At 44.3% G+C, this 26,090-nt stretch carries 17 protein-coding genes; 12 read left to right on the forward strand and 5 right to left on the reverse strand.

What is annotated here, in order from left to right:
• The first annotated feature begins 281 nt into the window (after positions 1 to 281).
• Complete coding sequence (locus tag ACQEXU_RS08805; RefSeq protein WP_427010509.1) at positions 282 to 923, forward strand: HD domain-containing protein; 642 nt, start codon at positions 282 to 284, stop codon at positions 921 to 923.
• Positions 924 to 1,152: 229 nt separating this feature from the next.
• Here ACQEXU_RS08805 and ACQEXU_RS08810 read toward each other — a convergent pair whose 3' ends face one another.
• Positions 1,153 to 2,760 (reverse strand): PTS transporter subunit EIIC, encoded by a 1,608-nt coding sequence (locus ACQEXU_RS08810; protein ID WP_367989245.1) that lies wholly within the window; start codon positions 2,758 to 2,760, stop codon positions 1,153 to 1,155.
• A gap of 236 nt (positions 2,761 to 2,996) precedes the next feature.
• Here ACQEXU_RS08810 and ACQEXU_RS08815 point away from each other — a divergent pair, with 236 nt between their 5' ends.
• Complete coding sequence (locus ACQEXU_RS08815; protein WP_427010510.1) at positions 2,997 to 3,680, forward strand: N-acetylmannosamine-6-phosphate 2-epimerase; 684 nt, start codon at positions 2,997 to 2,999, stop codon at positions 3,678 to 3,680.
• Positions 3,681 to 4,096: 416 nt separating this feature from the next.
• Here ACQEXU_RS08815 and ACQEXU_RS08820 read toward each other — a convergent pair whose 3' ends face one another.
• Positions 4,097 to 4,729, reverse strand: coding sequence for an SDR family NAD(P)-dependent oxidoreductase (locus ACQEXU_RS08820; RefSeq protein ID WP_427010511.1), 633 nt, complete (start codon positions 4,727 to 4,729; stop codon positions 4,097 to 4,099).
• A gap of 291 nt (positions 4,730 to 5,020) precedes the next feature.
• Here ACQEXU_RS08820 and ACQEXU_RS08825 point away from each other — a divergent pair, with 291 nt between their 5' ends.
• Complete coding sequence (locus tag ACQEXU_RS08825) at positions 5,021 to 5,245, forward strand: hypothetical protein (RefSeq protein ID WP_367990636.1); 225 nt, start codon at positions 5,021 to 5,023, stop codon at positions 5,243 to 5,245.
• A 56-nt stretch (positions 5,246 to 5,301) separates the two neighbouring features.
• Here the strand turns inward: ACQEXU_RS08825 and ACQEXU_RS08830 are convergent, their stop codons facing one another.
• Both ACQEXU_RS08830 and ACQEXU_RS08835 read right to left on the reverse strand, forming a co-directional pair.
• Positions 5,302 to 7,332, reverse strand: coding sequence for a DUF885 domain-containing protein (locus ACQEXU_RS08830; RefSeq protein WP_427010512.1), 2,031 nt, complete (start codon positions 7,330 to 7,332; stop codon positions 5,302 to 5,304).
• A gap of 377 nt (positions 7,333 to 7,709) precedes the next feature.
• Positions 7,710 to 9,146, reverse strand: a complete 1,437-nt coding sequence (locus ACQEXU_RS08835; protein WP_367990632.1) for a coniferyl aldehyde dehydrogenase — start codon at positions 9,144 to 9,146, stop codon at positions 7,710 to 7,712.
• Positions 9,147 to 9,343: 197 nt separating this feature from the next.
• On the opposite strand from ACQEXU_RS08835, the gene ACQEXU_RS08840 reads away from it, so the two are divergent.
• From ACQEXU_RS08840 to ACQEXU_RS08880, 9 genes are all read left to right on the forward strand, one after another.
• Entirely contained in the window at positions 9,344 to 11,074 is a 1,731-nt protein-coding gene (locus tag ACQEXU_RS08840) for an amidohydrolase (RefSeq protein WP_427010513.1), read from the forward strand.
• 406 nt (positions 11,075 to 11,480) lie between these two features.
• Positions 11,481 to 13,235 carry an SgrR family transcriptional regulator gene (locus ACQEXU_RS08845; RefSeq protein ID WP_427010514.1) on the forward strand — a complete coding sequence of 585 codons (1,755 nt, stop codon included), beginning with the start codon at positions 11,481 to 11,483 and terminating at the stop codon, positions 13,233 to 13,235.
• A gap of 115 nt (positions 13,236 to 13,350) precedes the next feature.
• Positions 13,351 to 14,121, forward strand: a complete 771-nt coding sequence (gene agaR, locus ACQEXU_RS08850; protein WP_427010515.1) for a transcriptional repressor AgaR — start codon at positions 13,351 to 13,353, stop codon at positions 14,119 to 14,121.
• 581 nt (positions 14,122 to 14,702) lie between these two features.
• A complete protein-coding gene (locus ACQEXU_RS08855; protein ID WP_427010516.1) occupies positions 14,703 to 15,671 on the forward strand; it encodes a C4-dicarboxylate TRAP transporter substrate-binding protein in 969 nt (322 codons plus the stop codon).
• Between the two features lie 22 nt (positions 15,672 to 15,693).
• Positions 15,694 to 16,341 carry a TRAP transporter small permease gene (locus tag ACQEXU_RS08860; RefSeq protein ID WP_427010517.1) on the forward strand — a complete coding sequence of 216 codons (648 nt, stop codon included), beginning with the start codon at positions 15,694 to 15,696 and terminating at the stop codon, positions 16,339 to 16,341.
• On the forward strand, positions 16,338 to 17,651 hold the full coding sequence (locus ACQEXU_RS08865) for a TRAP transporter large permease (protein WP_427010518.1): 1,314 nt from the start codon (positions 16,338 to 16,340) through the stop codon (positions 17,649 to 17,651). Before ACQEXU_RS08860 ends, ACQEXU_RS08865 begins: the two co-directional genes overlap by 4 nt.
• A 66-nt stretch (positions 17,652 to 17,717) precedes the next feature.
• Positions 17,718 to 19,130, forward strand: a complete 1,413-nt coding sequence (uxaC, locus tag ACQEXU_RS08870; protein WP_427010519.1) for a glucuronate isomerase — start codon at positions 17,718 to 17,720, stop codon at positions 19,128 to 19,130.
• Positions 19,131 to 19,742: 612 nt separating this feature from the next.
• On the forward strand, positions 19,743 to 20,258 hold the full coding sequence (locus ACQEXU_RS08875) for a hypothetical protein (protein WP_427010520.1): 516 nt from the start codon (positions 19,743 to 19,745) through the stop codon (positions 20,256 to 20,258).
• A gap of 2 nt (positions 20,259 to 20,260) precedes the next feature.
• Complete coding sequence (locus tag ACQEXU_RS08880) at positions 20,261 to 21,661, forward strand: leukocidin family pore-forming toxin (RefSeq protein WP_427010521.1); 1,401 nt, start codon at positions 20,261 to 20,263, stop codon at positions 21,659 to 21,661.
• A gap of 97 nt (positions 21,662 to 21,758) precedes the next feature.
• On the opposite strand, the gene ACQEXU_RS08885 is transcribed toward ACQEXU_RS08880, so the two are convergent.
• A complete protein-coding gene (locus ACQEXU_RS08885; protein ID WP_427010601.1) occupies positions 21,759 to 25,577 on the reverse strand; it encodes a discoidin domain-containing protein in 3,819 nt (1,272 codons plus the stop codon).
• Between the last annotated feature and the right edge of the window lie 513 nt (positions 25,578 to 26,090).

Genomic DNA, 26,090 nt, shown 5'->3' on the forward strand with positions numbered 1-26,090 from the left:
AGATAGCTAAAGCGCCTGATGATGACTTCACTGGATGGCGACTTTTGGTTGAATTCAATAACATCAAAAACTCACAAATTATCACTATCCAAGCCAATATAACTCCACACTAAACCATGATCTTTTTGGTTAATAAAACCAACATATAGCATGAGTCATCGTTTATTTTTCAAATTTTGAATGTATCCACATCCCCTGATTTTAGGCATTGAAGCGCCTGATTTGCCTCAGTAGTATCAAGTAAAAGATGTTCAAAACGGCAACCCCCTGAGGAGATGCGAGTGAAAATAACTGAACAGTTTGAAGCCCAATTTATCGAATTCATTCAAGCCGAGATGGCTCAAGATTTAGCCCATGACATCAACCATGTACTGAGAGTGGTTAAAGCCGCTAAAATTCTCTGCGAAAAAGAAGGCGCAATTGAGGAAGTCGTAGTGCCAGCCGCTTATCTTCATGACTGCTTTTCCTATGAAAAAGATCATCCAGAAAGAAACCAAAGTTCAACCATCGCCGCAAATAAAGCCATTCAGTTTTTGCAAAAAATCAACTACCCAGAAGAGTACCTTGATGGTATTCGTCATGCGATTGTTGCCCACAGCTACAGTGCACAGGTCCCGACACGCACTTTGGAAGCTAAAATCGTACAAGACGCTGATCGGCTTGATGCTTTAGGCGCCATCGGTATTGCACGCTGTGTTCAAGTAGGTGCAACCCTAAACCGCGCTCTGTATAACACAGAGGATACCTTCTGCGCCGAGCGCGAGCCCGACGACAGCACATTTATTCTCGACCATATGTACACCAAGCTACTTAAACTTGCGTTAGCCATGAATACGAAATCGGCGCGCGAAGAAGCAGACCATCGCACTGATTTTATGTATCACTACTTGCGTCAGCTAAAATCCGAAGTCAGTGATACGTAAAACCAAAACAGAGACGCTTTTCCGTCAAAATGAAGCGGAAAGTGCTCAAGTATTGACTAGGCTCTGTTGATCTTTCGAGATGATTTTTGCAGCCATTTGTGGGCTCTTTATACAAGGCAGAGCTTAAATTCGAACAAAATTTAACCACAAAAGATCAACAGTCCCTAATTTACAATGTAAAAAAGGGGCCGGACAGGCCCCAAACAGAAGAGTGATACAAGTACCCTAACTATAATTGATATTTTTCTATAATCTGGTTTTTGTAAATTTCAGCTTGTGTACCGTAGATAAGCTGAATACCCGTACCGGAGCGAATCACGCCTTTGGCACCCAGTGACTTCCAAACGTCATCTGCTGCTGGTTTTGCCTCATCAACTACGGTAATTCTTAGGCGAGTAATGCAGGCATCAATCGAAGCGATGTTCTCTTTACCACCTAAGTTCTGCACAATCTCATCGATTAATGGATTTTCTTTTCCGTCATAATCCTTACGTGTGTACAGTTTGCTTTCAGCGTCATTACGACCCGGTGTTGAGTAGTTAAACTTGCGGATCATAAAGCTGAATACGAAGTAGTACACCACTGCATAAACAGGACCTAGAATCAGAATCCATTGATACGACGTTTTCGCAGTTCCTTGCAGTAAACCGAAGAATGTAAAGTCGATAATACCGCGTGAGAACGTGATCCCAACTGCCACATCCAACATATGCATCAGCATATAAGCAACACCTTCAAGGACTGCATGAATCGCGTACAAGACAGGAGCAACAAATAGGAAAGTAAACTCTAGCGGTTCCGTGATCCCAGTTAAGAAAGAGGTCAATGCTGCCGAGAATAGAATCCCTTTCACTTTCGCTTTGTTCTTGTCATCCGCACAACGATACATCGCCAATGCCGCCGCTGGTAAACCAAACATCATAGGTAAGAAGCCACCCGTCATGGTACGCGTTGCTTCAGAACTGAAGTGTGTTGTGGTTGGATCCGCCAGTTGAGCAAAGAAGATTTTTTGTCCACCAGACACCATTTGACCTGCCACTTCCTGAACACCACCCAACTCGGTGTACCAGAATAGCGGATAAATCGCATGGTGCAGACCGAAAACGTTCAGCAAGCGCATCAAAGAGCCGTAGAAAAACGTACCGATGTAGCCCATTGCAGAGAAAGCTTCACCTGCAAATACAATCGATTTGAATACCGGTGGCCAGAAGAATGGAAATGCAAACGCCAGTGGGATGAAGAATAGCATCGTCATCACAGGAACTAGGCGGTTACCACTAAAAAACGCTAAGTAGTCAGGCAACTGAACATTGGAATAGCGGTTGGTCACAAATGCAGACAACAAACCACAAGCGATACCACCAAATACCCCAGTTTGCAGGGTAAAGATACCCAATTCTTTGGTGTATAAGGAAGCTAAACCAACCGCTTCATCGGCTTGCGCGCCCGCAGCAATCAACGCCTCTACTGTTGTTGTATCTGGCGTAAGTCCTTGAAAGCCCAACACTGCGCCAATCACGGTATGAAACAGCAAAAAGCCCAGTACTGCCGAAAGTGCTGCGGTTTCTTTATTTTGGTTTGCCATACCAATCGCCACCCCGACGGCAAACAGCAACGGCAAGTTCAAGAAAACAAACAGACCCGCTTTAAAACAGAGAATTAAAAATTGATTAGCGAGAGTCCCCGGAGCAAGGAAGGTGAGATTGTACGTCTCAATTAATGGTCCACTGGTAAAAGCTCCGCCTACACCGAGCAAAATACCAGCCATTGGAAGGACGGCGATTGGCAACATAAACGCGCGCCCAATTTTTTGTAACACAGAAAAGATACCGTTCATGTATCCCCCTATAACCTTATGTTTTTTATAGTGTTAATTTGCATTCACAGATGAATACGTCCCTTTGTTGATTTAATTATCACCACAAATAAAAATTTCCTTCAAATCAGATGGAGAAAATCTGTGATCAATGGCTAAAAAATTATTTTCAAAATAGATGAAGCTAATTTTTATATGTATAACTAGCCTCAGAGATAAAAACATCTAATAACGTGTATAGCGTATAGAGGCGAAACATGAAAAAGTGGGATCTTTCTGAGCTCAAAAAACAGTTGGCAAATAACATCGTCGTTTCCATACAACCTGTGGTAGGAAGCCCGCTTGATGACGACAACATCATCGTCGCTATGGCAAAAGCGGCAGAAAATGCAGGCGCACCCGCCCTGCGTATAGAAGGTGTAGAACGCGTAACCAAAGTGTGCCAAGCAGTACGTATTCCCGTTATTGGTATTGTAAAACGCGACCTAGAAGACAGCCCCGTCAGGATCACTCCTTATGTCACAGATGTCCAAGCACTTGAAGAGGCAGGTGCTACCGTCATTGCCTTCGACGCAACAGACAGAGTTCGGCCAGAAGAACGCAATGCTATCGCTCACGCAATCAAAAACTCTCGATGCATTGGCATGGCAGACTGCGCCACCTTAGAAGATGGTATTTGGGCTAACCACCATGGTATTGAGTTGATTGGAACAACACTGTCCGGCTATACCAGTGCTGAGACTCCCATTGAACCCGATTTCTCATTGCTCAAAGCCTTTGTCAATCTTGGTTTCAACACCATGGCAGAGGGACGATTTAATACACCACAGCTGTGCAAAGAAGCCATCGACTGTGGTGCTCTGTGTGTGACTGTCGGTTCCGCATTGACTCGTTTAGAAGTTGCCACTCGCTGGTTTATCGACGCCACAACAAAAAACTAATCAGTTTCGCACCTTCGTGCGCTGCCAGAGAGACAAAACGCCCCCTATGTTTTGTCTCTCTTTTTTTGTGTATCAAGACTGTGATGTCCCTAGAGGTTTATCTCACTAGCGCTCGTAAGCAGGTAATAGACTAAATAAGATTGTGCTATTGACTATAAACCCGAGCTTGATCACAACAAACTCAAGCAAATTTGTGGGTTCTTTATGCAAGGCAGAGCTTATTCGGTGTAGTCGCTCTACATCAATGAGCGATAACGCAGTAGAAATAAGCCACAAATGCTGCCCAAAGGGTTCGTTTCTATGCCTTTTACTCTTTGTTGCAAGGTATTTGCTTAGAATGCTAGGCATCACACCTTGCGTCGCGATTAAAAGACATAGAATTCGAACAAAATTTAACCGCGAAAGATCAACAGACCCTAATAATTTATTGATGGATCAACACACTGAAAAATCTGACCAATAGAAGCCTCATCTTGCAACAATTCATAGGCAAGCCGAGCAACTTCCTCACGATAAATCAGCCCATGAACTTCCTTGTGCTGGGAGAGCTCACCTTGCTGAGTTACTTCACCATCCTTCAAACCTCCAGGACGCAAAATAGTGTAATCTAACGTACTGCTTTGAAGCCAAGTTTCCGCAAGAGACTTTTCTCTTACCGCTGCACCAAAACCTTGCTTGGCACGTGGTGAAAGGTATTGCCATGAATCACCACACCCCAATGACGTCACGAGTAAAAAGCGTTTTATATTGCGCGCTTCAAGCGCATCAATGAGATAACGATGACCAATATAATCAACAGGCACATCGGCTTGATAGCTGCCCATCGTTGATATCACATAAGACTCCGTGGATAGCGTCTGAACCACTTGGTTAACTTGCACTAAGTTGGTCGCATCACAACTCAATGTCTCAATCCCTAACGCTTTCAAACGTGGGTTAATATCTGGATTTCGAGCAACGCCAATCACGTTAAAACCACAGGAGTAAAAATGCTCAACCATCGCCGCGCCTAGCCCACTCGCAGCTCCCCAAATAACGACTGTTTTCATTATTTCTCCTTATTGTTAATGATAACAGTTTGTATTTAATACGATCGGTTTGCCATCATTTTTATCCAGAACTTTGAAACTTGTTAGAGACTTCACCGACTAAATCAAAACTCACTCAATTACATTTACTATAAACAGAATGAATTACAGTGAAAGTTAAGTATAAAAGCAATAAATAATGCCAAACTACTCTCAAACTAACTTAACCAATCGTCTTATGATGATTTCGTGACATTTTCACTAAATGTAGCCAATAGGATTTCCCTTTATTTATTAAATGGTTAATTAGGAATGCTATATTATATTTTTATCGTCCCATGTGATTGTTGCGGCATCAAACACAAGGTATATCAGGATAGAAAACACTTTATACTCGGCCATCAATATCGATTTGTTTGCCATTATAAAAACAAAATCACCTTGTTTAAAACGGATCACGAAGGCGTATCCACCATGACTGAGCCACGGGAGTGGTGGCCTGTCGGCTTACCAAGTGCAAAAGCGGTCGCTTTCTAATGACAAAGGAGGAGCAAGCGCTCCTCCTTATCCTGAAAACAAATAGATGGGCTAAGTTACAATTGCTTCGATGCAATCCAATTACTGACGTTTTCTCGCACCACTTCCATCGGTTGCTGACCATATTTCAGTAGTTGATCATGAAATTCCGCGTAGTCAAAGTCATCACCCAGTTCTTGTTGCGCTTTGTGCAGCATCTCTTTAATCACCAGATAGCCTGATTTATAAGAAACCGCCTGCCCGACATGGGCCGCGTAACGATAACTTTCAGACTCGATGTCTCCTTCACCTAACGCGGAGTTGGCTTTCATGTAATCACGCGCTTGCTGAATACTCCAACCTTTGGCATGAATGCCCGTATCAACCGCCAAACGCATGTTCCTTAGCTGCGCTTCATTTAGACTACCAAAGTACTGTAAGGCATTACATTCTTCTGCATCCATGTAGATCCCACCTTGAAACGTATGGTAATCATTACTTTCTAGACACATGCCCGTGCCTTGCTTAAAGGTTGGGCGACCATGAGCATCTAATTCACCATAAATCCCCATCTCATTACCAAGCCATTCTGTATACAGTGCCCAGCCTTCTCCATAAGCGGTGTACCATACATCTTCGATGTAAGCTGGCTTGTTCTCTGGTGGGTACTCTAATGCGTAGGCATTTTGGAAATGATGGCCCGGAGCCGCTTCATGCAAGAGTAGCGTGGAGACATTCCATTTCTGTAGGCTGTAATCTGGATGGGTATTGAGTGTGAAGACGTTGTCATCATAGGACGCTACCCCATCGTATTTTTCCCGTCCCGCTGGCGATGGCTCAATGCGGTAATCTGTTTTTATGGCTTTAAAATATTGCCCAACGACCTGATTCGCATTGTCTTTAAACAAGTAGTAATCACCAAGTGCCGCCTCGCAGGCAGAAGGATTCGACGCCGCTTTACACGTCTCTTCATATTGAGTTCCGGTTATGTTTGCCCCATCACGGCCATAGAAGAAGGCTTCACTATTGAGGAAAGCAAAAAACTCATTGAGATTAATATTGCCATTCACATGGGTTAGTTTGAATGTGCGCGGCGCAACTTTACGTGTCACAGGATCGCGATAATCCGCAGTGACTGTAGAGCCACGCTTGCTAACCACCAGCTCTGCCACACGGATCATCTCCGCTTTCGCATCTGCCACTAATTGCTCGCCCATTGCACTGAGCTCTGCCGCAGACTTACCTGTGGTACTGTTTCGGTCAAGGTGCCATTGGTACCAGTTTTTACCGTTGGGTAAATCTCCCCAACCAATGTGGGTATCGGTCAATTGTCCTTTTTCACCGCTACCTCGAGCCGTTTTCATGTACGCACCTGCAACATATTCGAGCAACGATTGCGTTGCAGCTTGCGCTTGCTCTACCGCTTGTTGGTAATCGGTTACCAATTGAGCAGGAAGATCCGCGTGTGACTGAACGTCCTTCAACCCGTGTTTTAGCAGCGCATAATCATTTGCTGCAATGGTATCTCGGCTACTATCGACAAAACGAGCAATGAGTACTTTCGGCAGCTCGATCCCCTCTTGCGCCCCTTGCATGTACTGGGTATGTAAGTTACGCGTCCAAGACGTATATTCTTGCACAATGTCCAACTGCGACTGATATAGCTCAGCAAGGCTTCGTTCTTCACCTTCTTTAGGCTCAATTTTCTTCCCTGCCTCTTCTGCGTTCCATTCCAAGTAGTTATAGAAATGCGTCACCGGAACATCAAAATTGCCGAAACGTGCATTGGGGAAAGCTGCGCCCTGGATGCCTAATTTACGGTCAAAGCGGAAAATATCGTAATACACTTTTTCTTCATCATTCAAAGCATTGCGATTAATCTCTTCCAATTTGCCAAGATAAACACGATCGAGCGTTTGGATCGCCAGCGCCATTTGATCATTAATCAAACCAAACTCGCTGCCATCAAGCGTACTGAGCTCTTGTTGATAAGAGTCAAACAAGCCATACAGCCGTTCATGATTGGAGTCGAAGGGTTGCAATGCACCACATCCAGAAAGACTGAGAGTGATGAGAGCTAAAGGCGTTAAGGTAAATCGTGTTTTCATAAGGCTTCCTTTCTGTCAAATTGACCATACCTAAGTAACATCAAGAGGTTAACCAATGCGCCTATCAGCTGTTGCGCAGATGATCACATAACGTCGTCATGGATATTTAACCAATCCCTCATCATAGATTCACACCCTGAATGATTATCGACTGGCGCAATACTGCGCTTTCGCTTTGCCGTTACAACCGGCGTTCCTTGCTGCTCGCTCTCAACTTCAAGACGATCACGATTTGATTTTATGGCGTAACCTTGCTGTAAAGATGAATAGATAACGCTAGCGCTTCATCTGACTTCAAACAACCATTTATCAGATATTTAAACGAGCTCACAAAAAAATAGCCAGAGGAGCGATTCTCTGGCTATTTATGCAAGGCATTAACGAATAAAAAAGATATCGAGCGCCTTAACTGCCCACTCTTTAAAGCGCAGCAGCCATTTTGAACGGGGCAACCAACTTGGTGTCACCAGCACCGTCTTTGCATGAGAAAAGGTTTGGAAACCCTCAATGCCATGGTAACGACCAATACCCGATTCACCGACCCCACCAAACGGAGCGTCTTCTGCCGCCACATGCAGCAAGGTGTCATTGATCGCCACGCCGCCACTGTGCGTTTGCTCGATGATTTGGCGCTGAGTAATTTTGTCATCACTGATCAGGTAAAGCGCCAAAGGATGCGGACGTAAATTGATGTAGTTGTACGCCTCATTTAGCTGTCGATATCCCATCACAGGCAAAATTGGGCCGAATATTTCTTCCTGCATCACTAACATGTCTTCTGTTACGCCAGTGACAAGGTGAGGCATCATTTGGCGCCCTTCAACAATCACATCATCCAAGGTATGAATACTGGCACCTTTGCTTCTGGCATCTTGCAATAAGTTTTGCAGCCGAGCCCACTGGATATCATTGATGATATGGGTAACACCATGGGCTTTGTCGTGTTTGATAAAGTGCTCCTTATAGCGGCGCAGGTAAGTATGAATAAATGTCAGTTCTTTACCTTGGGGCACCATCACGTAATCCGGCGCCACACAAATCTGCCCTGCATTCACCGCTTTGCCGAGCATCACAGCATCCACGGCTTTATCAATTTCCGCATCATTCCCGACAATAACGGGAGATTTACCACCTAATTCTAAGGTGACTGGAGTTAGGTTATTTGCGGCGGCTTGGGCAACCAAACGCCCGACTTTGGTTGACCCTGTAAAAATAAGATGATTGAACGGCAGGCGGCTAAAATACTCCGCAATTTCAGTTTCTCCTTCAATGGTATGAACATGCTGCTCAATCACTTTAAAGATCTGACTTAATACTTGGTTTGTCCGAGGGGTGTACTCACTTAACTTCACCATGACCCGATTACCTGCCGCAATCGCCGTCACAACCGGGGCAATGCTCAGCACGATGGGAAAATTCCACGGGACAATCACCCCAACGACCCCCAGTGGCTGGAACTCTACCTTAACGCGTGATGGTGCAAGCAGTAACCCGGCATGGCGACGGTTTGGCTTCATCCACTTCCGCAAATGTTTGAGGGTGTAGTTAATGTGGCTAACGGCAGGAAGAATATCGCAAATCAGCGAGTCAAACTCACTACGGAAACCGTAATCTAACGTCAGCGCCTCCACCAGATCATCTTGATACTCCAGTAATGCCTTTTTCAATCGATTGAGACGTTTTACCCGTGAGGAATAATCTGAATATGGTTCTGAATAGTACAGTGAACGAACATCGAAAAAGACTTGTTGTAGCTCTTGCTCACTCTTTACGTGTTCCCTTTGCCAACGGTTCAAATCAATGACTCTTTCCATATCGGTTTCCGTGATAATTTTTATAATATCTAAAGCAACTTAACAGTTATTGTAGTCGCTGTCCTACAAACCGTCCGAACAACGTCAGTATTGTCAGATTTATGTCTGAGCCAGAAGGTGTCTCACTTTTGAACTAGGTGAAATTACATCCTGTTTCCTAAAGTATGCCTCCCGAAAGTAGAGAGGAGCCATACCCAATGCACAAAAAAATCATTGCATTAAGCATTGCTACCGGCTTGTTGGCTGGATGTAACGCCGAGCCACCAGTAAAACCGATAGCAGCGCCTGCACAGGTAACGGCAGCCGATACCATTTACTTCGGTGGTGATATTTTAACCATGGATGGAGAAACTCCAAACTATGTTGAAGCGGTAGCCACCTTAAATGGCAAGATCCTCTTTGCTGGTTCGAAAGATGACGTCATGCCTTATAAATTTGGCCAAACAAATCTGGTCAACTTAAAAGGTCAGACCCTGATGCCAGGGTTCATTGACGCACACGGACATATCTCGCAGTTAGCGGTGTCATTATCAAACGCTAACCTTGCTGCGCCACCTTATGGTACGTCTGACACTTTTGAAAACTTAAAACAAACACTCAAAGACTACATCAAAAACAACCACATCAAACCGGGTGAATGGGTGGTGGGCACAGGTTATGACACCTCGATTTTGCCTAACCATCCACATAAAGAGTTGTTGGATGAAGTCTCGACTGAAAACCCAATTTTGATCATTCATTCTTCGGGTCATATTGGTGTCGTTAACTCGAAAGCGATGGCATTAGCTGGCATTACTAACGCCAGTAAAAATCCTAAAGGCGGCGTAATTCAACGTGGTGTTCGCGGCGAACCAAACGGCGTTTTGGAAGAGTCAGCTATGTGGCCAGTCATGCTTAAATTGCCGCAACCAGACAATATGGAACGCCTGAAGCAGTTAGATGAAGCTCAGCGCTCTTACGCTAGTTTCGGAGTTACTACAACTCAGGATGGCCGTACCACGCCGATGGACTTTGAGTTACTGCACCTTGCGCAGGAAAATGAGCGTTTGTATCTCGATGTAGTCGCCTACCCTGCAATTGAAATGGTTAACCGTGAGTGGCTACCTAAATTTGAGCAATACAGTCGTTACCAGAACCACCTACGTATTGGTGGGGTAAAACTAAGCTTAGATGGTTCATTACCAGGGAAAACGGCGCATCTTTCAGAGCATTACTATGTGCCGCCTCACGGTCATGACAGCAAGTTTACTGGATACCCAGCATTCGACGATAAAACCGTCAACCACTTGGTTCAAGTGGCATGGGAGAACGACTGGCAGTTGCTTGTGCATTGTAACGGTGATGCTGCAGGCGATCAGATGTTGAATGCGATTGAGCAACTTGGCGATATCTCTTCTAAAGACTGGCGCCCAGTGATGATCCACGCGCAAACAGTTCGTGAAGATCAATTGGATGAGATGAAAAAGCTCAATGTCATTCCATCGTTTGAAATGACACACCCATACCTATTTGGTGACTATTACATCGGCTCGGTATTGGGTAAAGCGCGAGGCGAACGCAATAACCCGGCAGGCTCAGCGGCACGTCGTCAAATGCCATTTACGTTCCATACGGATTCGCCTGTTGTTATCCCCGATATGATGATGACGGTTTGGGCTGGTGTAAACCGAGTGACTCGCAATGGCAAAACCATTGGCGAAGAACAAAAAGTTACGCCTTATCAGGCGCTACAAGCGATCACCACCAATGCGGCATACCAGAATTTTGAAGAAAACCATAAAGGCAGTATATCCACAGGAAAAGATGCTGATTTGGTCATTCTTAATAGAAATCCACTGAAAGTTGACCCGATGGAAATTAAAAATATTCAGGTCATGACAACCATTAAAGATGGCCACCCAGTGTGGCAACGAACTGAGCATAAATAAATTAGTCCTTAACTTTGTACAATACTTGCTACATAGTTACTTTTGCCAACCTTCGGGTTGGCTTTTTTTTATTTGAAAAGCAGCATCTAACAGGAATGTTCGCGGGGGTGTTATGGAGCATGAACCAGAAAGATGCTGCTGTCTTAGCACCATTCTTAAAACAACCACTTCAATATCAAATCAAAATGCATTTTAAGAGCTGGTAACCATAGTATCTCGTCAAAACCGGAAGCGAAAAACAGTCAGATTTTTACAGTTCTTAACCCTATTTAAGCTGTTCTTATCCAAATAGCACCGATATATGCATAAAATCCAGTAAAACAGGAACAAAATTTATGACATTTTTCTCCGTTACGCTTCATGACTTATTATAAAATCAAAGATTGACCGTTTATGGAGCCCTGATATGTCTGATCTCAAACTGCTGCGTTACTACGCCAGACTCAGTCCATTAGGCGTAGATCAAGAGATCAGAACCGCGCTATCTGAATTAGCCGAGACATTATTTACCAGCCCACGCCACGCACGAAACCTGTTACATGAAATGCAGCACCTTAACTGGTTAAGCTGGCAACCCAAAGTAGGCCGAAATCAACGCTCCACATTGGTATTGCATGTTGAACTGGCCCGTTTAAAAGAGCAGTTAGCTTCCGAACGAATTCGCGCGGGACAATACGAGAAAGCACTGATTCTCCTTGATCAAGACAAACGCATTTTTGGCCGTCTGTTGCAAAGCACATCAGGTGCATCAATACGAGAAGGACAGCTGCATATACAGCTCACTTATAAACGCCCATTTGAGCGTTTGGTACCGCACTTATGGCACCGCTCCAGTGAGCGTTACTTGCTGCGTCAAGTCTACTGTTGTCTCATCAGCTGCAATGAACAGGGGCAATTACAACCAGAATTGGCACACCATTGGTTTTACGATAACGAAAACTGGCAATGGAGCTTTTATCTCAAGCCGGGGCTCACCTTTCACGACGGCACTTTGATAGACGCTCAAAGCATCGTCGCACTATTTAATAAACTGAAAGATCTACCCAACTATTGTGATGAGCTGGCCCATTTAGCCACAATCAGTGCTCCTAGCCCTAATCAAGTGGTATTTCACTTATCAATGCCAGACAAAGGATTTGGCGGGCTGCTCACGAGCGTAAAATACTCCATTCAACCCAGTACCCAAGTCATTGAGCAAGACAGCGCTCAGAATGTTATCGGCAGCGGTGTGTTTGAAGTGATTGAGCACTCCGAAGCGCGTTTGTGTCTACAGGCTTTTGAACGATACTACGCTTGCCGCGCACTCACCGACAAAGTCACCATCTGGCACTTACAACAACCCGATTCACTGTCAAAAAAGATCGAAACCAATCATCCACATGGCCAACCCAGCAATGAGTGCAATTATTACTTGTCACAATCTGGGGGCGACAATCCCAATAGTGCCATCCAGCAATGTCGTGTTGAGGAAGGATGCCTGTTTGCGCTATTTAACCAAAGCAAAACTAACGCATTAACGGCCAGTCAACGCCACTCGATGACTCAGCTTCTGTCCCCCAGTAACGTGCGCGTGTTGCTAACAAAACAACACAACCTGTTTAGTTGTGTCGATGCCAATAACCTACTACCTGGTTGGAGCCCCATTAGAATGCCGGATATTGAACCCGTGCCATTACCCGCAAAGCTTTCAATTGCAGTGTATGACTATTCTGCACTGGTACATTGCGCCACTGCGATTCAAGCACTCCTGCAGGGCTTAGGTGTCTCCGTTACTATCCACAATTACAGCTACCGAGAGCTCACCGAACTCGCAAGAAATGGTGAGTTGGAACAGGACTTGGTGATCACCAATATCAATCTAGACGATACTCGGCAGGCTTCTGCATTTAATAGTTTGTACAATAACCCAGTGCTCCATCATTGTATTGGCGCATCGGCACATCAATGGCTACGTAAAAGCTTAGAACAGTTACGCAGCACAACCGAACTCGAACAGTATTTAGACACTCTAGAGCCCATCGCAACAGCCATGGTTAGCCATCATTGGTTAATTCCACTGTTTCATCACCGTCAGACCCTACGCTTTCACGATGTGCTGAAAGATGTCGCCCTCACTAACTGGGGTTGGCCCGACATCCGCAATGTTTGGTCTACCGATTAATCCTTTTGTTACCACACCATGATTTTCAACCAGAACCGCTTTTCATCTTATAAAATCAGTCTATTTTATAAGTAATTATTAGTTCAGTTATCTATCACGATTCAGAGTTGTCATCATGAACCCGACCAAACAACGCCGTGCCGCCATTCTCAAATACATTCAAACGCACGGTGTTGGCGAAGTCACAGCGTTTGCCAGAAAGTTTCAGATCTCAGCGGTGACCATTCGCAGTGATCTCAACCATCTAGAAAAGCAAGGTTGCGTCACGCGCTGCTACGGAGGGGCAAGGCTCAACCATAAATTTGCCTTTGAGCAACCACTTAAAGATAAGAAACAATTAAACACAGATATTAAAGCTGCCATTGGCCGCTACGCAGCCAGCCTCATTGAAACGGGTGACGCCCTAATTCTCGATTCAGGCTCAACCACAGAGCAAATTGCTTTAAATCTAAAAGGGAAAAAGAATCTGGTTGTGATGACCAATGGTATCCACATTGCTTATCAACTTGCCAATCAACCAGATATACAAGTCATGGTTTCCGGCGGCACCATTCGTGAAAACTCGTACTCCTTAAATGGCCAAACAGGTGAGCACTTCCTCGGTAACTACCGCTATCAGAAACTGTTTCTTGGCGTGGATGGTTTTGACAAACTTGCAGGCATCACGACGCCACATGCCAGTGAAGCCGCAATCAACCGGAAGATGGTACAAGCTGCGCAACAGGTAATTGCCGTTACCGACTCATCAAAATTTAATCGCCAGAGCTTTTGCGTCATTGCTGGCACTCAGGAAATCGACATTCTGATCACCGACAGTGGCATTCCTCAAGATTACTATCACGCGTTAACACAAGCAGGCATCGACATCCATTTAGTTGATGCTTAACTATAAATATTGTACAGACCAATTTAACATCCAATTCATTTTACAACTCAGCAAACATCACTAATGATAAATTAGTAGATATATAGAGAGTGCTTTCTCACAGCCAAAACCCAACACTATTCCTTTCAATAACACTGATATATCTAGTGTAAAACCTTCAAATCTTCATAACGCATCAATAGTAATAAATTGATTTTAAAGACAAAAAATACAGAACAAACGAGTATTCACCTTATTTAAGAACAGCATCTTGTTTCGATTCACACCAATTATTCTCTTTCACAAAAAATTGACCATACCAATATTATTTTTTGGTATGAGATCTCGATCTTAGAACCAAACCAACACTCTGATTAAAATATCATCAACTCATTATAAGAAGACTAAAGAGTGAATGAGTTGGTTGAAGCACCTTGGCTCTATCAAGCATCGAAAGGCTAGTCACCGCCTGCGGTGTTTTCAATCAATTCAGAACCAATGGAAACGTTCTGCATTCGGTACATCCCAGAAGTCATTTGGCTCATGGGTAGGCTCAATGAGCAGAGCTCCACAAATAAAAGTGAAACAAAGGGTATTGGACCATGAGATTAAATAAGAAACTCGGCATCTTTTTGCTTGCTGCCGCTATGCCATTCTCCACGATGGCAAAAGACTATACGTTAAAAATTTCGATGTCAGTGGGTGAAAAAGATCCCCTTTATGCTGGAAGCGTCGAACTCAAAAAAGCCGTTGAATCCAGAACCGATGGCAAGCTCAAAATTGAAATTTACCCAAGTGGTCAGCTTGGTTCGATGGAAGACGTTCAAGAACAGGCTATGTTCGGTGAAAACGTTGCAGCTATTACAGATAGCGGTCGTTTAAGTGTCTTTTCTAAGGAAATTGGCGTCATTGGTATTGCTTATGCCGCCAAAGACTATGAACAAATGAAGCGCATTGTTGAAACAGATCTCTTCAAGAGCTGGGAAAAGAAACTGGAAAAAGAAGGCCTACACGTTCTTTCATTTAACTGGTTCCAAGGCAGCCGCAGCTTCTTTACTAATAAGGAAGTGAACAAACCTGAAGACCTAAACGGCCTACTCATCCGAACTCCCGGCGCAGCTGTTTGGTCAGAATCCATTCGCTCACTCGGCGCCACTCCGACAGCATTGCCATGGGCAGAAACCTACCCAGCCATGCAGCAAGGTACGGTAGATGGTTTCGAAGCGCAGTTACCTGCAGTGATTTCCAGCAGCCTGCAAGAAACCATTAAGTATGTCGCTGAAACCGAACACTTTCAGTTGATGACGGCCCTTGTAGTCAGTGAAGAGTGGTACAAATCGCTGCCAAAAGACTACCAAATGATCTTAAAAGAAGAGTCTGTCAAAGCCGGGGCTTACGCTTCGAACATGGTGAATGAACAGATTGAAAACTACAAACGCACACTGCAACAAGACTACAAAGTGAAGTTCATTGCCGTGGACAAAACACCATTTATCAACAACGCAAAGTCCGTGTTTAAAAAACTAGGCTATGAAAAAGAGTATCAGCAGCTTCAAGAAGCACTGAAGTAGTACCAGTAGAAGGTTAGGAAGTATGTGGTATCTAAAAAAACTCAATCAAAAAGTACTGAGATGGGAGGGAAACATTGCTTGTCTAGCGCTGCTCTTGATTGCCTTCCTAGTCTTCTCTGCTGCGTTACTACGTGTTGTCGGGCATCCACAGGCGTGGATGTCCGATTTAAGCCAACTGCTATTTGGCTGGGTTATTTTTCTGGGTAGCGATTTAGCGCTCAGTTACAAACGTCACATTGGCGTCGAATTTTTTGAAGAGAAATTACCGGATGCTTGGCGACGTGCTATCGCCGACATTTGGTCAGTGGTTATCGTTGGGTTTTTAGGCTTCATTACCTACTATGGTTGGTATTTAATGCAACGAAGCCGAAGAGAATTTGATTCCCTCATCGTCAGCGAATTCAACCTCACTATCGGCCTAACCCTAGTGGCACTTCTATTTATCCTGTTTGATTTTCTTCGTCACGGCAAACAGCATATTTGGACTTATCTGACTTTAGCACTCTTCATCATCCTCACATTTATTTTTACCTTACTTAACGTAGAGCTAAGCAGAACGTCAGAGCCGTTAAGTTATGCCTTTTTAATCGCCTCCGTTCCCGTTGGTTGTCTATTGATGATTCGAACTGAACTGACCCATATGATCGCTAAGTGGAGTAACAAACAATGATGGATTTCATCAGCTCAATCATCTCTCCTATGGGTGCCTTGGTTATCAGCTTTGCGTTATTTCTGATCCTCAGAATGCCTTTGGCATTTGCCATTGCGATTGCCAGCCTGCTGTTTTTCGTGATGGATGGCCGTTCCTCGTTGATCATTCCGGTACAAAAGATGGTACTGGCTTCGCAAAACCCTGCGTTACTCGCCGTGCCATTTTTTGTGCTAGCCGGCAACTTAATGAATGCGGCAGGCATTACCCGACGCCTTATTGCGTTTTGCTCCACACTCACCGCTCACCTTGTTGGTGGACTTGCCCATGTCACGGTGTTGTTGAGTGCCATCATGGGTGGCGTGTCCGGCTCAGCCGTTGCTGACGTCGCGATGCAATCCAAAATCCTTGGCCCCGCCATGCTCAAGCGCAAATACTCAAAAGGGTTTGTTGCGGCATCCATCGGCCTAAGTGGCCTTATCACCGCAACCATTCCCCCAAGTATTGGACTCATTCTGTACGGGTTTGTCGGTGAAGTCTCCATTGGCCGTCTATTTTTAGCTGGCATTGTTCCCGGCATTCTGATGACCATCTTTCTGATGGTCACCGTGAGTATTGTGGCCAACAAACGAGGCTACGCCCGTGAGCAGGAAGAAAGAACACCACCGAAAAAAATCTTCGAAACCTTCATTCAATGCTTCTGGGCGCTGCTCTTTCCTGTCTTACTGATCATCACGATTCGTTTTGGCATTTTCACACCGTCAGAAGCTGGCTCTTTTGCTGTTTTTTACGCCTTTTTCATTGGGTTATTTGTTTACAAGGAACTGAATTATCAAAAAATCGTTGAAGTGCTGCAACAAACCGTTGTCGACAATGCCGTGATCATGTTGATCATTTCCTTTTCTGGCATTTTCGGCTACATCATCGTCAACAATCAAATCCCCCAATATCTGTCGCAAGAAATCTTGAGTATCACCACACACAAGTATTTTCTCCTGATCGTGATATTAACCTTCTTAGCGATCATCGGCATGTTTATGGAAGCCACCGTCAACGTATTACTTCTAACGCCAATTTTCCTGCCAATCGTTCAGGGTGTGGGAGTCGATCCGGTGCATTTCGGTATTCTGATGATGACCATCGTCACCCTTGGTGGCATGACTCCGCCGGTCGGTGTGGCCATGTTTACCGCCTGTTCAATTTTAGATTGCCCGACAAAAAGCTATATCAAAGAGTCTGTGCCTTTCTTATTAGCCATTTTCTTACTGATTCTGGTGCTGATCCTCCTACCGGATGTGGTGCTATTCCTCCCTAATTTGGCATATGGCTAACAATGAGCACTGAATACATCCATCAAAACAACACGCTTTGTTTGGCACAGGCAAAAGGAAAATAGAATGAAACGGTTTTTATGCGAAGATTTTTTGCTTTCAACGAAAACAGCTCAACGCTTATACCATGAGCATGCCAGTCACCAACCCATTTACGACTACCATTGCCATCTAAACCCTGCTGATGTGGCGCAAAATCGACAATTTGGCAACCTGACACAGATCTGGCTCGAAGGGGATCACTATAAATGGCGTGGTATGCGTTCTGCCGGGATTGAGGAACATTTCATAACAGGCAAAGCAAGTGATTACGACAAGTTCTGCGCGTGGGCGAAAACCGTCCCTCAGACATTAGGAAATCCGTTATACCACTGGACGCACCTAGAGCTGCGCAGACCGTTTGGCATCACAAACACCTTGCTCAATCCACAAACTGCCGAGCACATTTGGCACCAGTGCAATGAACAACTCGCCACATCAGAATTTAGTGCGCGCGGCATCATGCAGCAGATGAATGTGGTGATGGCTGGCACAACCGATGATCCATTGGACTCACTCGAACACCATCGTGCCATTGCTCAAGATGACACCTTTGACATACAGGTATTGCCAAGTTGGCGGCCCGATAACGCATTTAAGATAGAGTTAGCTGGCTTTGTCGAGTACCTGCACAAGCTTGGTGAACTCGCTGATATTGAGATCCGTCAGTTTGACGATTTACGGCAGGCCTTAGATAAACGCCTGCTGCACTTCAATCTACATGGTTGCCGCTGCGCAGACCATGGTATTGAGGTCGTGCGCTACGCACCCATACCCTCAGACGAAGATTTAGATGCGATTCTCTCCCGCCGTTTAAACCATCAACCGCTCACAGAATATGAGCAAGCCCAGTTTTCAACCGCTGTACAAGTATGGTTAGGTCAACGTTATGCTCAGCTTGGATGGGTAATGCAGCTACATATTGGTGCGCTACGAGATAACAACACTCGCATGCATCGGCTCACAGGACCCAACACCGGATTTGATTCAATTGATGACCGCTCGTTTGCCTTTGAGCTTGCCCACCTGCTCGATGAAATGGATCAGTCCAACCAACTGCCTCGTACTATCCTTTACTGCCTGAATCCTCGTGATAATGAGATGATCGCGACCATGATTGGTAATTTTCAAGGTGGTGGAATCGCAGGTAAAATCCAATTCGGATCGGGTTGGTGGTTTAACGATCAGAAAGACGGCATGCAACGACAGTTACTACAGCTTTCTCAGTTAGGATTACTGAGCCAATTTATCGGCATGTTGACCGACTCTAGAAGCTTCTTGTCTTACACCCGTCATGAATATTTCCGCCGTATTCTGTGTGACATGGTCGGTCATTGGGCTGAAAATGGAGAAGTCCCCAATGATATGTCTCTTCTCGGTCCGCTGATTGAAAATATCTGTTTCAACAATGCTAAGCGTTACTTTGAACAAAGGGCTTAACCACATGACTTGTGCTGAGTGTTAGGCACTCAGCGCTTCCTCCCAATCCCACGTAATCATTCCTCGTTCACTTCCCCCAAATCAATAGCCAACCATAATCTAGAATATAATCCAGCCACTTTAAATCTAAAATAATGGCCTAGTTAATAGCAGCTAATATTAGCGTTAGCTTGTTATGAACCTTCAATTAAATACTTAATATATATAAGGATATATCTAAGACTAAAAAGTTGAACTTAGTCCAAGAAATAGAAACTGTTTAATAAATTTATTTTTGTCTAAGAAAATAAAAACACCGAGATTTATCTAAGAGTAGCAATGCTTCATGAAATATTAACAAGATCTAAATTAAATTTTATTGTTTAACCAATAGCTTATGCGACATTTTTATGTGACACGAATCTCAATTCATTATTATCCAATCCGATAGACTGCTTTCAAATCAACCAACTAGAAGGAATCGCAACTCAAATAGATCCTTGTTATTAAACGTCAGGCTCCCTGTATATCAAGGTGAGTTTTATATTAAAAACAATTTAACATTTATATTCTCATATTACTTATAGGGTTTATTTATTCTAAAAATAACCTATCAGTTGGGAAGGTACCCTTATGCATATTTTTAATAAAAGTCAATTTTTACATTTTCCTAAAACAATAAAAACCATCTCTATTGGACTATGTTTATTCTCTATGTCTGTTCATTCTCAAATACTAATTATGGGTGGTGAAAATACAATTTCTACTGAACTTGCCACTTATTTAAATCAGGATATTGAGGTTTACAGAAAACAATCTAATCAGGGTGATCTCATTTACGCCAATATCGGCTTAATGAATGATGACGACATCGCCACGCTTCGACAAGCACTCGTAACAAACAAACTGGCCGTACTTGATTTCTCTTCAATTCCGGCAGAGGAACAACGAACTGAATTGAGCAAACAGCTTACCGGAGTGGGTATGACGTCAGAATATTTAGTTTCTGGTCAGTTAAATGGCGAATCCGTCGTGAATGTCATTTTAACCCAAGTGGAAAGCGAAAATATGGGTGAAGAACAGATCAAAGAAAGTACGCTTCGTTCGTTTATCTATGTACTCAAACGTTTTGGTTTTGGAGATAAATAATCATGAAAACAACACTACTCCCACTAGCCTTAGCTTTGATCACCTCTCAAGCTGTCGCCGAACAGTATGTTCCTATCGTCACCAAAGGCATTTATATTACCCGATCAGGTTTAACCTGTAATATCCAAAAAGCATACGAAGAAGATTCAGAAAAACTCGATTTTTGCGATGGTAAAGGTTCCGTTGATATTCGTTTTAATCTGGCTCAGATGCGTTCCGTTCCGTCTTCATCTGGCGGTAAAGTTACCGGAAACAAAAAATACGTTCACTTTACAATAGACAACGACCAGCCCGGTGCAGGTTTTCACTTAAGCGATAACCTTAAACAAGGGCATTCTTGGTTTCAAAGCTGGGCAAATCGTTACGATTATTTAGGTGGTTTTGCCAGAAGCTATCAAATTAAAATCTCACCCATCGCTGGGTATAAACCTGTGATGCTACGTAACTTGCCGCACAACGAAAACCGTGAATACCAACACCGAGATACCGATGGATTTGATATTGGTGTCTCCGGCACTGCGGGTGTTGAGAGTGGAGACAAAGGGCCAAAGGGAAAAGCAGAAGTCAGTGCTTCCTATACTTATACCCGCTCTCGTACTCTGGTGTATGACACAAAAGACTACAAGATCGTGAACCGAACTTCTGGTCCAGATTTCGACGTTTCCTTTGAGTTTGACCGCAATCCTTGTAATTCGGGAATTGGTGCTTCTGGCGTCTATGGCTGTGGTTGGAACGATGCACTTTGGGGCAACAGTTTTGTGTATGACAAACAAAAGATCAACCCGATTGCCTACGCCAACTTTACACCCAATGGTGAAGCGCTGTATGAGGCACCAGTAGAGCAAACAGGAACCACTGTTTTCAAACTAGAAGCCGCGTTTGAACCACAAGTATTGTACGGAAAAGTGATCCCACCAGGCTTACTGCAAGCTGGGATGGCAAATGGCCAACGCTGGATACCCTATCGCTTTGTCGAAAATGTTGAAATTGATTGGTCGCACCCTTCTTTTGAAGCACAAGCACACGTAGTTCTTCAGTCGCTTGACGCCAACAACACCTGTGCAACAGCAAGCGGTCCTACCGTCACGGCGCAAGGCTGCCTAGAACGAAACTGGTCACAGATTTGGGGGTTAGACACCGACGAGCGTTACCGTAGCCGTGTTGGTCCCAACCAGTGTATGGCAGTGCGTGGCGATCTGATCGTTGCGGTCGAATCATGTAACCAGTCACTGAACCAGAAGTGGTTCTGGGAAGGTGACAAACTGGTCAGCCGCTATCAAGATGGCAGCAAAACCAAATACGTGATGAACGTGCCTGCCAACGGTGAAGTCCTGACGGTGAAAGCAGCAGGTGAAGAGAGCGATAGCAGAATCCAACCTCGCCTCACCAATATTTCACTGTAATTCCTTAATAACGAACAAGCCCACCGCTGTCTGCGGTGGGCTTAGCTCTAAGTTAAAAAGGACGCCCTTGCGGGCGCCAAGTATGAGTGAAGCATGTTTAACGACGACGACGCAACCATCCCATCACTGCCAGTGCAAGAATGCCAAAACCACCCGCACTACCGCCATCTGCTTGTGTTATGGTACTGGTATCCCCGCTGATTGGTTTCACTGGAGATACCGGCGCACTTGGCGCATCTGGGTTGGTCGGAGTTTCAGGGTTGGTTGGAAGATCCGGCTCAACTGATATAACACGCTCAGCAATCACTCCAAACTCAGCAGCGGAAATAAAACCACCCGTACCATTTAGTGCTTCAAATTTCAGGTAGCGTGCTTTAGTCTTTTCAAACTGAACTGCTTGTACACCATCACGTTTTTCAAACTCGCCCGAAGCGACTTCACTGAAATTATCACCATCTTCAGAAAGCGATAAACGGTAGTCGCCAATAGCACCATTACCAGCTCCAGGTCGTGCTTGATAGGTAAAACCATTCACCATGTAGTCCTGGCCAAGTTCAATGACAAAGTGTTGCGGCGCCTTTTCAGAATCATCTTTAGGCTTCCAAGGAGAGTGATACATAGTATTCACATCACCATCAAAGGCTTTTTCTATTTCCTCACTCGGCTGTGCTTTTGGTTTTTCAACAAATGTAATCAGATAGCGATCAAAATCATTGAATGATGCAGTTTCTGGCCCAGTGAGTTTTAAGTTGGCCCAGTTGACACAATCCCCAACATCACTGTCATCGCTATTTACAACCTGTAACGACACTTTTCTGATATTAAATAGGTCAATATCTGGTTTCACCACCGCAGGGCCACTTAGTTCAAACTCCCAAATTTTTGCGCCATCAGCGTAAATAAGAGCCTTGACCTTGTTGTCAGCAACCTTACAGCTATCATCAATGCCAACGTCCGCGTTTAATCGAGTCCAAGATCCATCAAGGCTAAACTCAGCCGTAGCTGGCGCTTCCATACCAATACCGGACTCGAATGTCACACCATTCATGGTCATCTCACCGCCATTGACAGCACTCCCGAAGACCACATCGCCTTGAGTATTAACTCTGTCCTCTGTCAGCACCACTTTTTTGGTTGGTGTTCGTTTCTTAGTCGCAATGAGGTCAAATTCTCTGGCAGACACAAAATCGCCAACCGCTTTGACCACCTCAAATTTGACGAAGCTCGCTTCCTGCTCAGCAAACTGGGCAATTTTGAGCTCTTTATTCTTCGGCCACTCACCTTCAGCAACTGGCTCTCCCCAATCACCATTGGTAGAAGAGAGGTAAACACGATATTCGGTGATGGTGCCATTACCTGCATTTTCACGTGGTAAGTAAGTCAGCCCGCTAACATTAAATGACCCGCCTAATTGAAGAACAAAATCCATTGGAACTTTATCTTCATCACCTTCTTGCTCCCAAGGTGAGTGGTATAAGCTCTCAACATCACCATCCAGTGCATGAGTAAACTCATGATTTTCCTGATCAGGTAACGGCTTCACTACCGTCACTTGGCTCTTATCAAACTCCGTCACATAGCTAGGTTCTGGGTACCCAGCAGTCTGTGGAACATCAGCGCCTTCATCAATATCAAGCGTGACTGAATAGGTTTGATAAACCGATTGCTTACCCACTTTAACGTGCACTAGACCATGACGGTCGGTGGCATCGAAATACCAGCCTTCTTGCGCTGATTCTAATGCTTCCAATGAGTCAAGCTCTGTTAACGTCGCACCTCCCGCATCAACGCCCAATGGTTTTACTAAAGAGAACACTTGGAAGTGATAGCTACGTTCTGTCACTAACCCATCATAATCTTTGTGAACTGTTGCTGGGTTTATGGTGATAGAAATGTCACCATTTTCACCAGTCACTGGAGCAGTTGCAGTAATTTGTGTTTCGGCGTAGGCATTATTCTCTTTGTAGGCACGGGTTTCACCATCATCTTCAAATAGGGTAAATGAAGATTCGCCGTGAGGATAAAGCTGAACAATCAGATGATCTTTCGCTTGCAGCGCATCAGAGCGAGCCCCTTGATACATTGGGATAATCGCTCCCGCTCTGACCAATACTGGAATTTTATCAATGGTAATTGGGTAATGCGCTAACTCCATACCGCCTTCAGGTGAAGTTGTACGAGTACCATCCCAGAAATCGACCCATTCACCTTCTGGTAAATAAAGTCCTTTATACCAGCCATTATTTTGAGCCATCGGTTGATACACAGGTGCCACCAACAGTGACTCACCATACATATACTGGTACTTGAACTCTTCGCTCTTTAGACGTGGGTCATCAGGGAACTCCCAAATCATCGCGCGCATCAATGGTGCACCTGTCTGGTCTGCTTCATAAGCGTAGGTGTACATATAAGGCATCAACTGTGATTTCAGCATAAGAAACTTACGGTTGATATCACGATACTTTTTACCGTTGTATTCACCATCATGCCACCAAGCATGTTTACGCTCTTTATCATCCCAACCAGACATCGAGATCAATACCGGGGTAAAGGCTTTGAATTGAACATCACGAGTAAAGGTTTCTATCCCATGGCCAAAGATACCGTTCACATCGGAAGACGCATAGGCTTGCCCAGATAAGCCCGAGCCAATAAAGGTTGGAATATGCCAACGAATGTAATCCCAACTCGCGGCTTGATCACCAGTCCAAGTCACGGCATAGCGTTGAATCCCAGCCCAGCCCCTTACGGTCCAAATCATACCGCGAGTCTCGGAGTTCCTCATTAAACCGTCATGAGCACTATCATTGGCGGCTAGGGCATATAATTTCCCAGAGCCAGTCCATGCCACGTCTAACTTATAAACACCGATACCATCAGTGACTTCTTGATCAATTTTATTTAGTGACTTTTCAGTCCATAAGCCCGTTTTAATTCCAAGCTCGTCTAGCTCGTCAATTGTGCCTTTTAAGTCGGAGTAACCACAGCCGTAGCCATCATTTGGCAAAATCCAACCTACCGGCATATCGTGAGTTTTATATGGAACCCCCACTTGCTTCACTACATCAATGGTGCTGCCCGGGTCGGCAGGCCACCCTTCAGGGTATGAACCCACTTTATTTTCGTAACAGTCGGCATCACCAAGGTAGTAAGCCCAACGAGAGAGCAAGTGTGGTCGTCCAGTAAGTTTAGTGTATTCGTTGACGATGTCACCCAAGGAATCACCGACGAAGTAATAGGCATCGAAACGGTCTTCATTGTAACTGGAAACCAGTTGATCAAGGGCTCGAAAGTCATGAGCACCATTACGCCAAGTATGGTGCATAACACCATAACCTTTATCTGACATATAAAACGGTGCTGGGCTTGGTCGATCAAATTCTTCCCAACCGCCCGAGTAAGAAGCTTTGAGTATTTTGCCGTTAAACTCAAACTCACCATTTTGCTGGCCACCACCATAGAAATGTTCTTTAGGATCACTGGTTAGTGTCTGAACTGTTTTTTTATCGTCTTCAGTAAGTTTTAGCTCTCCACGTTCAAATCCATCGACAGCAGCCCCAATCTCAATCGGTTTCACCTCCTGCCATAGTTGGGTCTGATTGTCAGCCTTGTAGAGTGCAAAAGTCAGCGGAGAATGATAAATACGCAGCGCTAACTTACTGGTTTGTATTAAGTGGTAATCACCCTGGTTGCTTACGGTATAGTCAATATCCCCTTGTTCATCACCAATAACAATATCGGGTAAGTTTTGTGGCTCACCTTTCGCATCACAGTGGAAGGCATGTTTGTGGCACTGATCTCTCAGGGCATCAACTTTGATACTTTGGAACTGATCATTATTACTGGCCTGAATACGAAATACTGCCGAACTAACCATATCAATTCGGACATGCTGACCACTCTCAGTCACCATTCGTAACTGCTTTCCCTCATGCTCTAAGGAAGCAACATCCAAAGCCGCCAACGGTGCTGCGGATATCGAGCCACTGAATAAAGCCGCTGAGATCAAAGAAGCTAGTAGTAAGGGTTTATGTATTTTTTGTTTCACGGTTTCACTCCGTTGTATTTTGTGAGTACAAAAACACAAATAAAACGAAACGAAAGAACAAGAAAGCACAAAGATCACACAACAAAACCAAACTGATTAAAAATAAAGCAAAAGAAAACTAAAAATAACCAATAATGGTACTTAATTATGATTTAAGTAGTGGTAACAATAGATTCTGAACATACATTCACTAGAATGAAAAGTACCAATAATAACGAAATGTAAGTACCAAATGCTTCATAAACGACCAGACGCAGAACAAAACAGAAAGCAATCGTAAATAAAGAATAGCTAAAATATAAAAAGAAACAGCATTTCAAAACGTAACGAAAGAAATTAACTTTCATTTATTATTTATAACGATATAATTCAACAAGA

Source organism: Vibrio sp. TRT 21S02, from assembly GCF_050113675.1.
Taxonomy (GTDB): domain Bacteria; phylum Pseudomonadota; class Gammaproteobacteria; order Enterobacterales; family Vibrionaceae; genus Vibrio.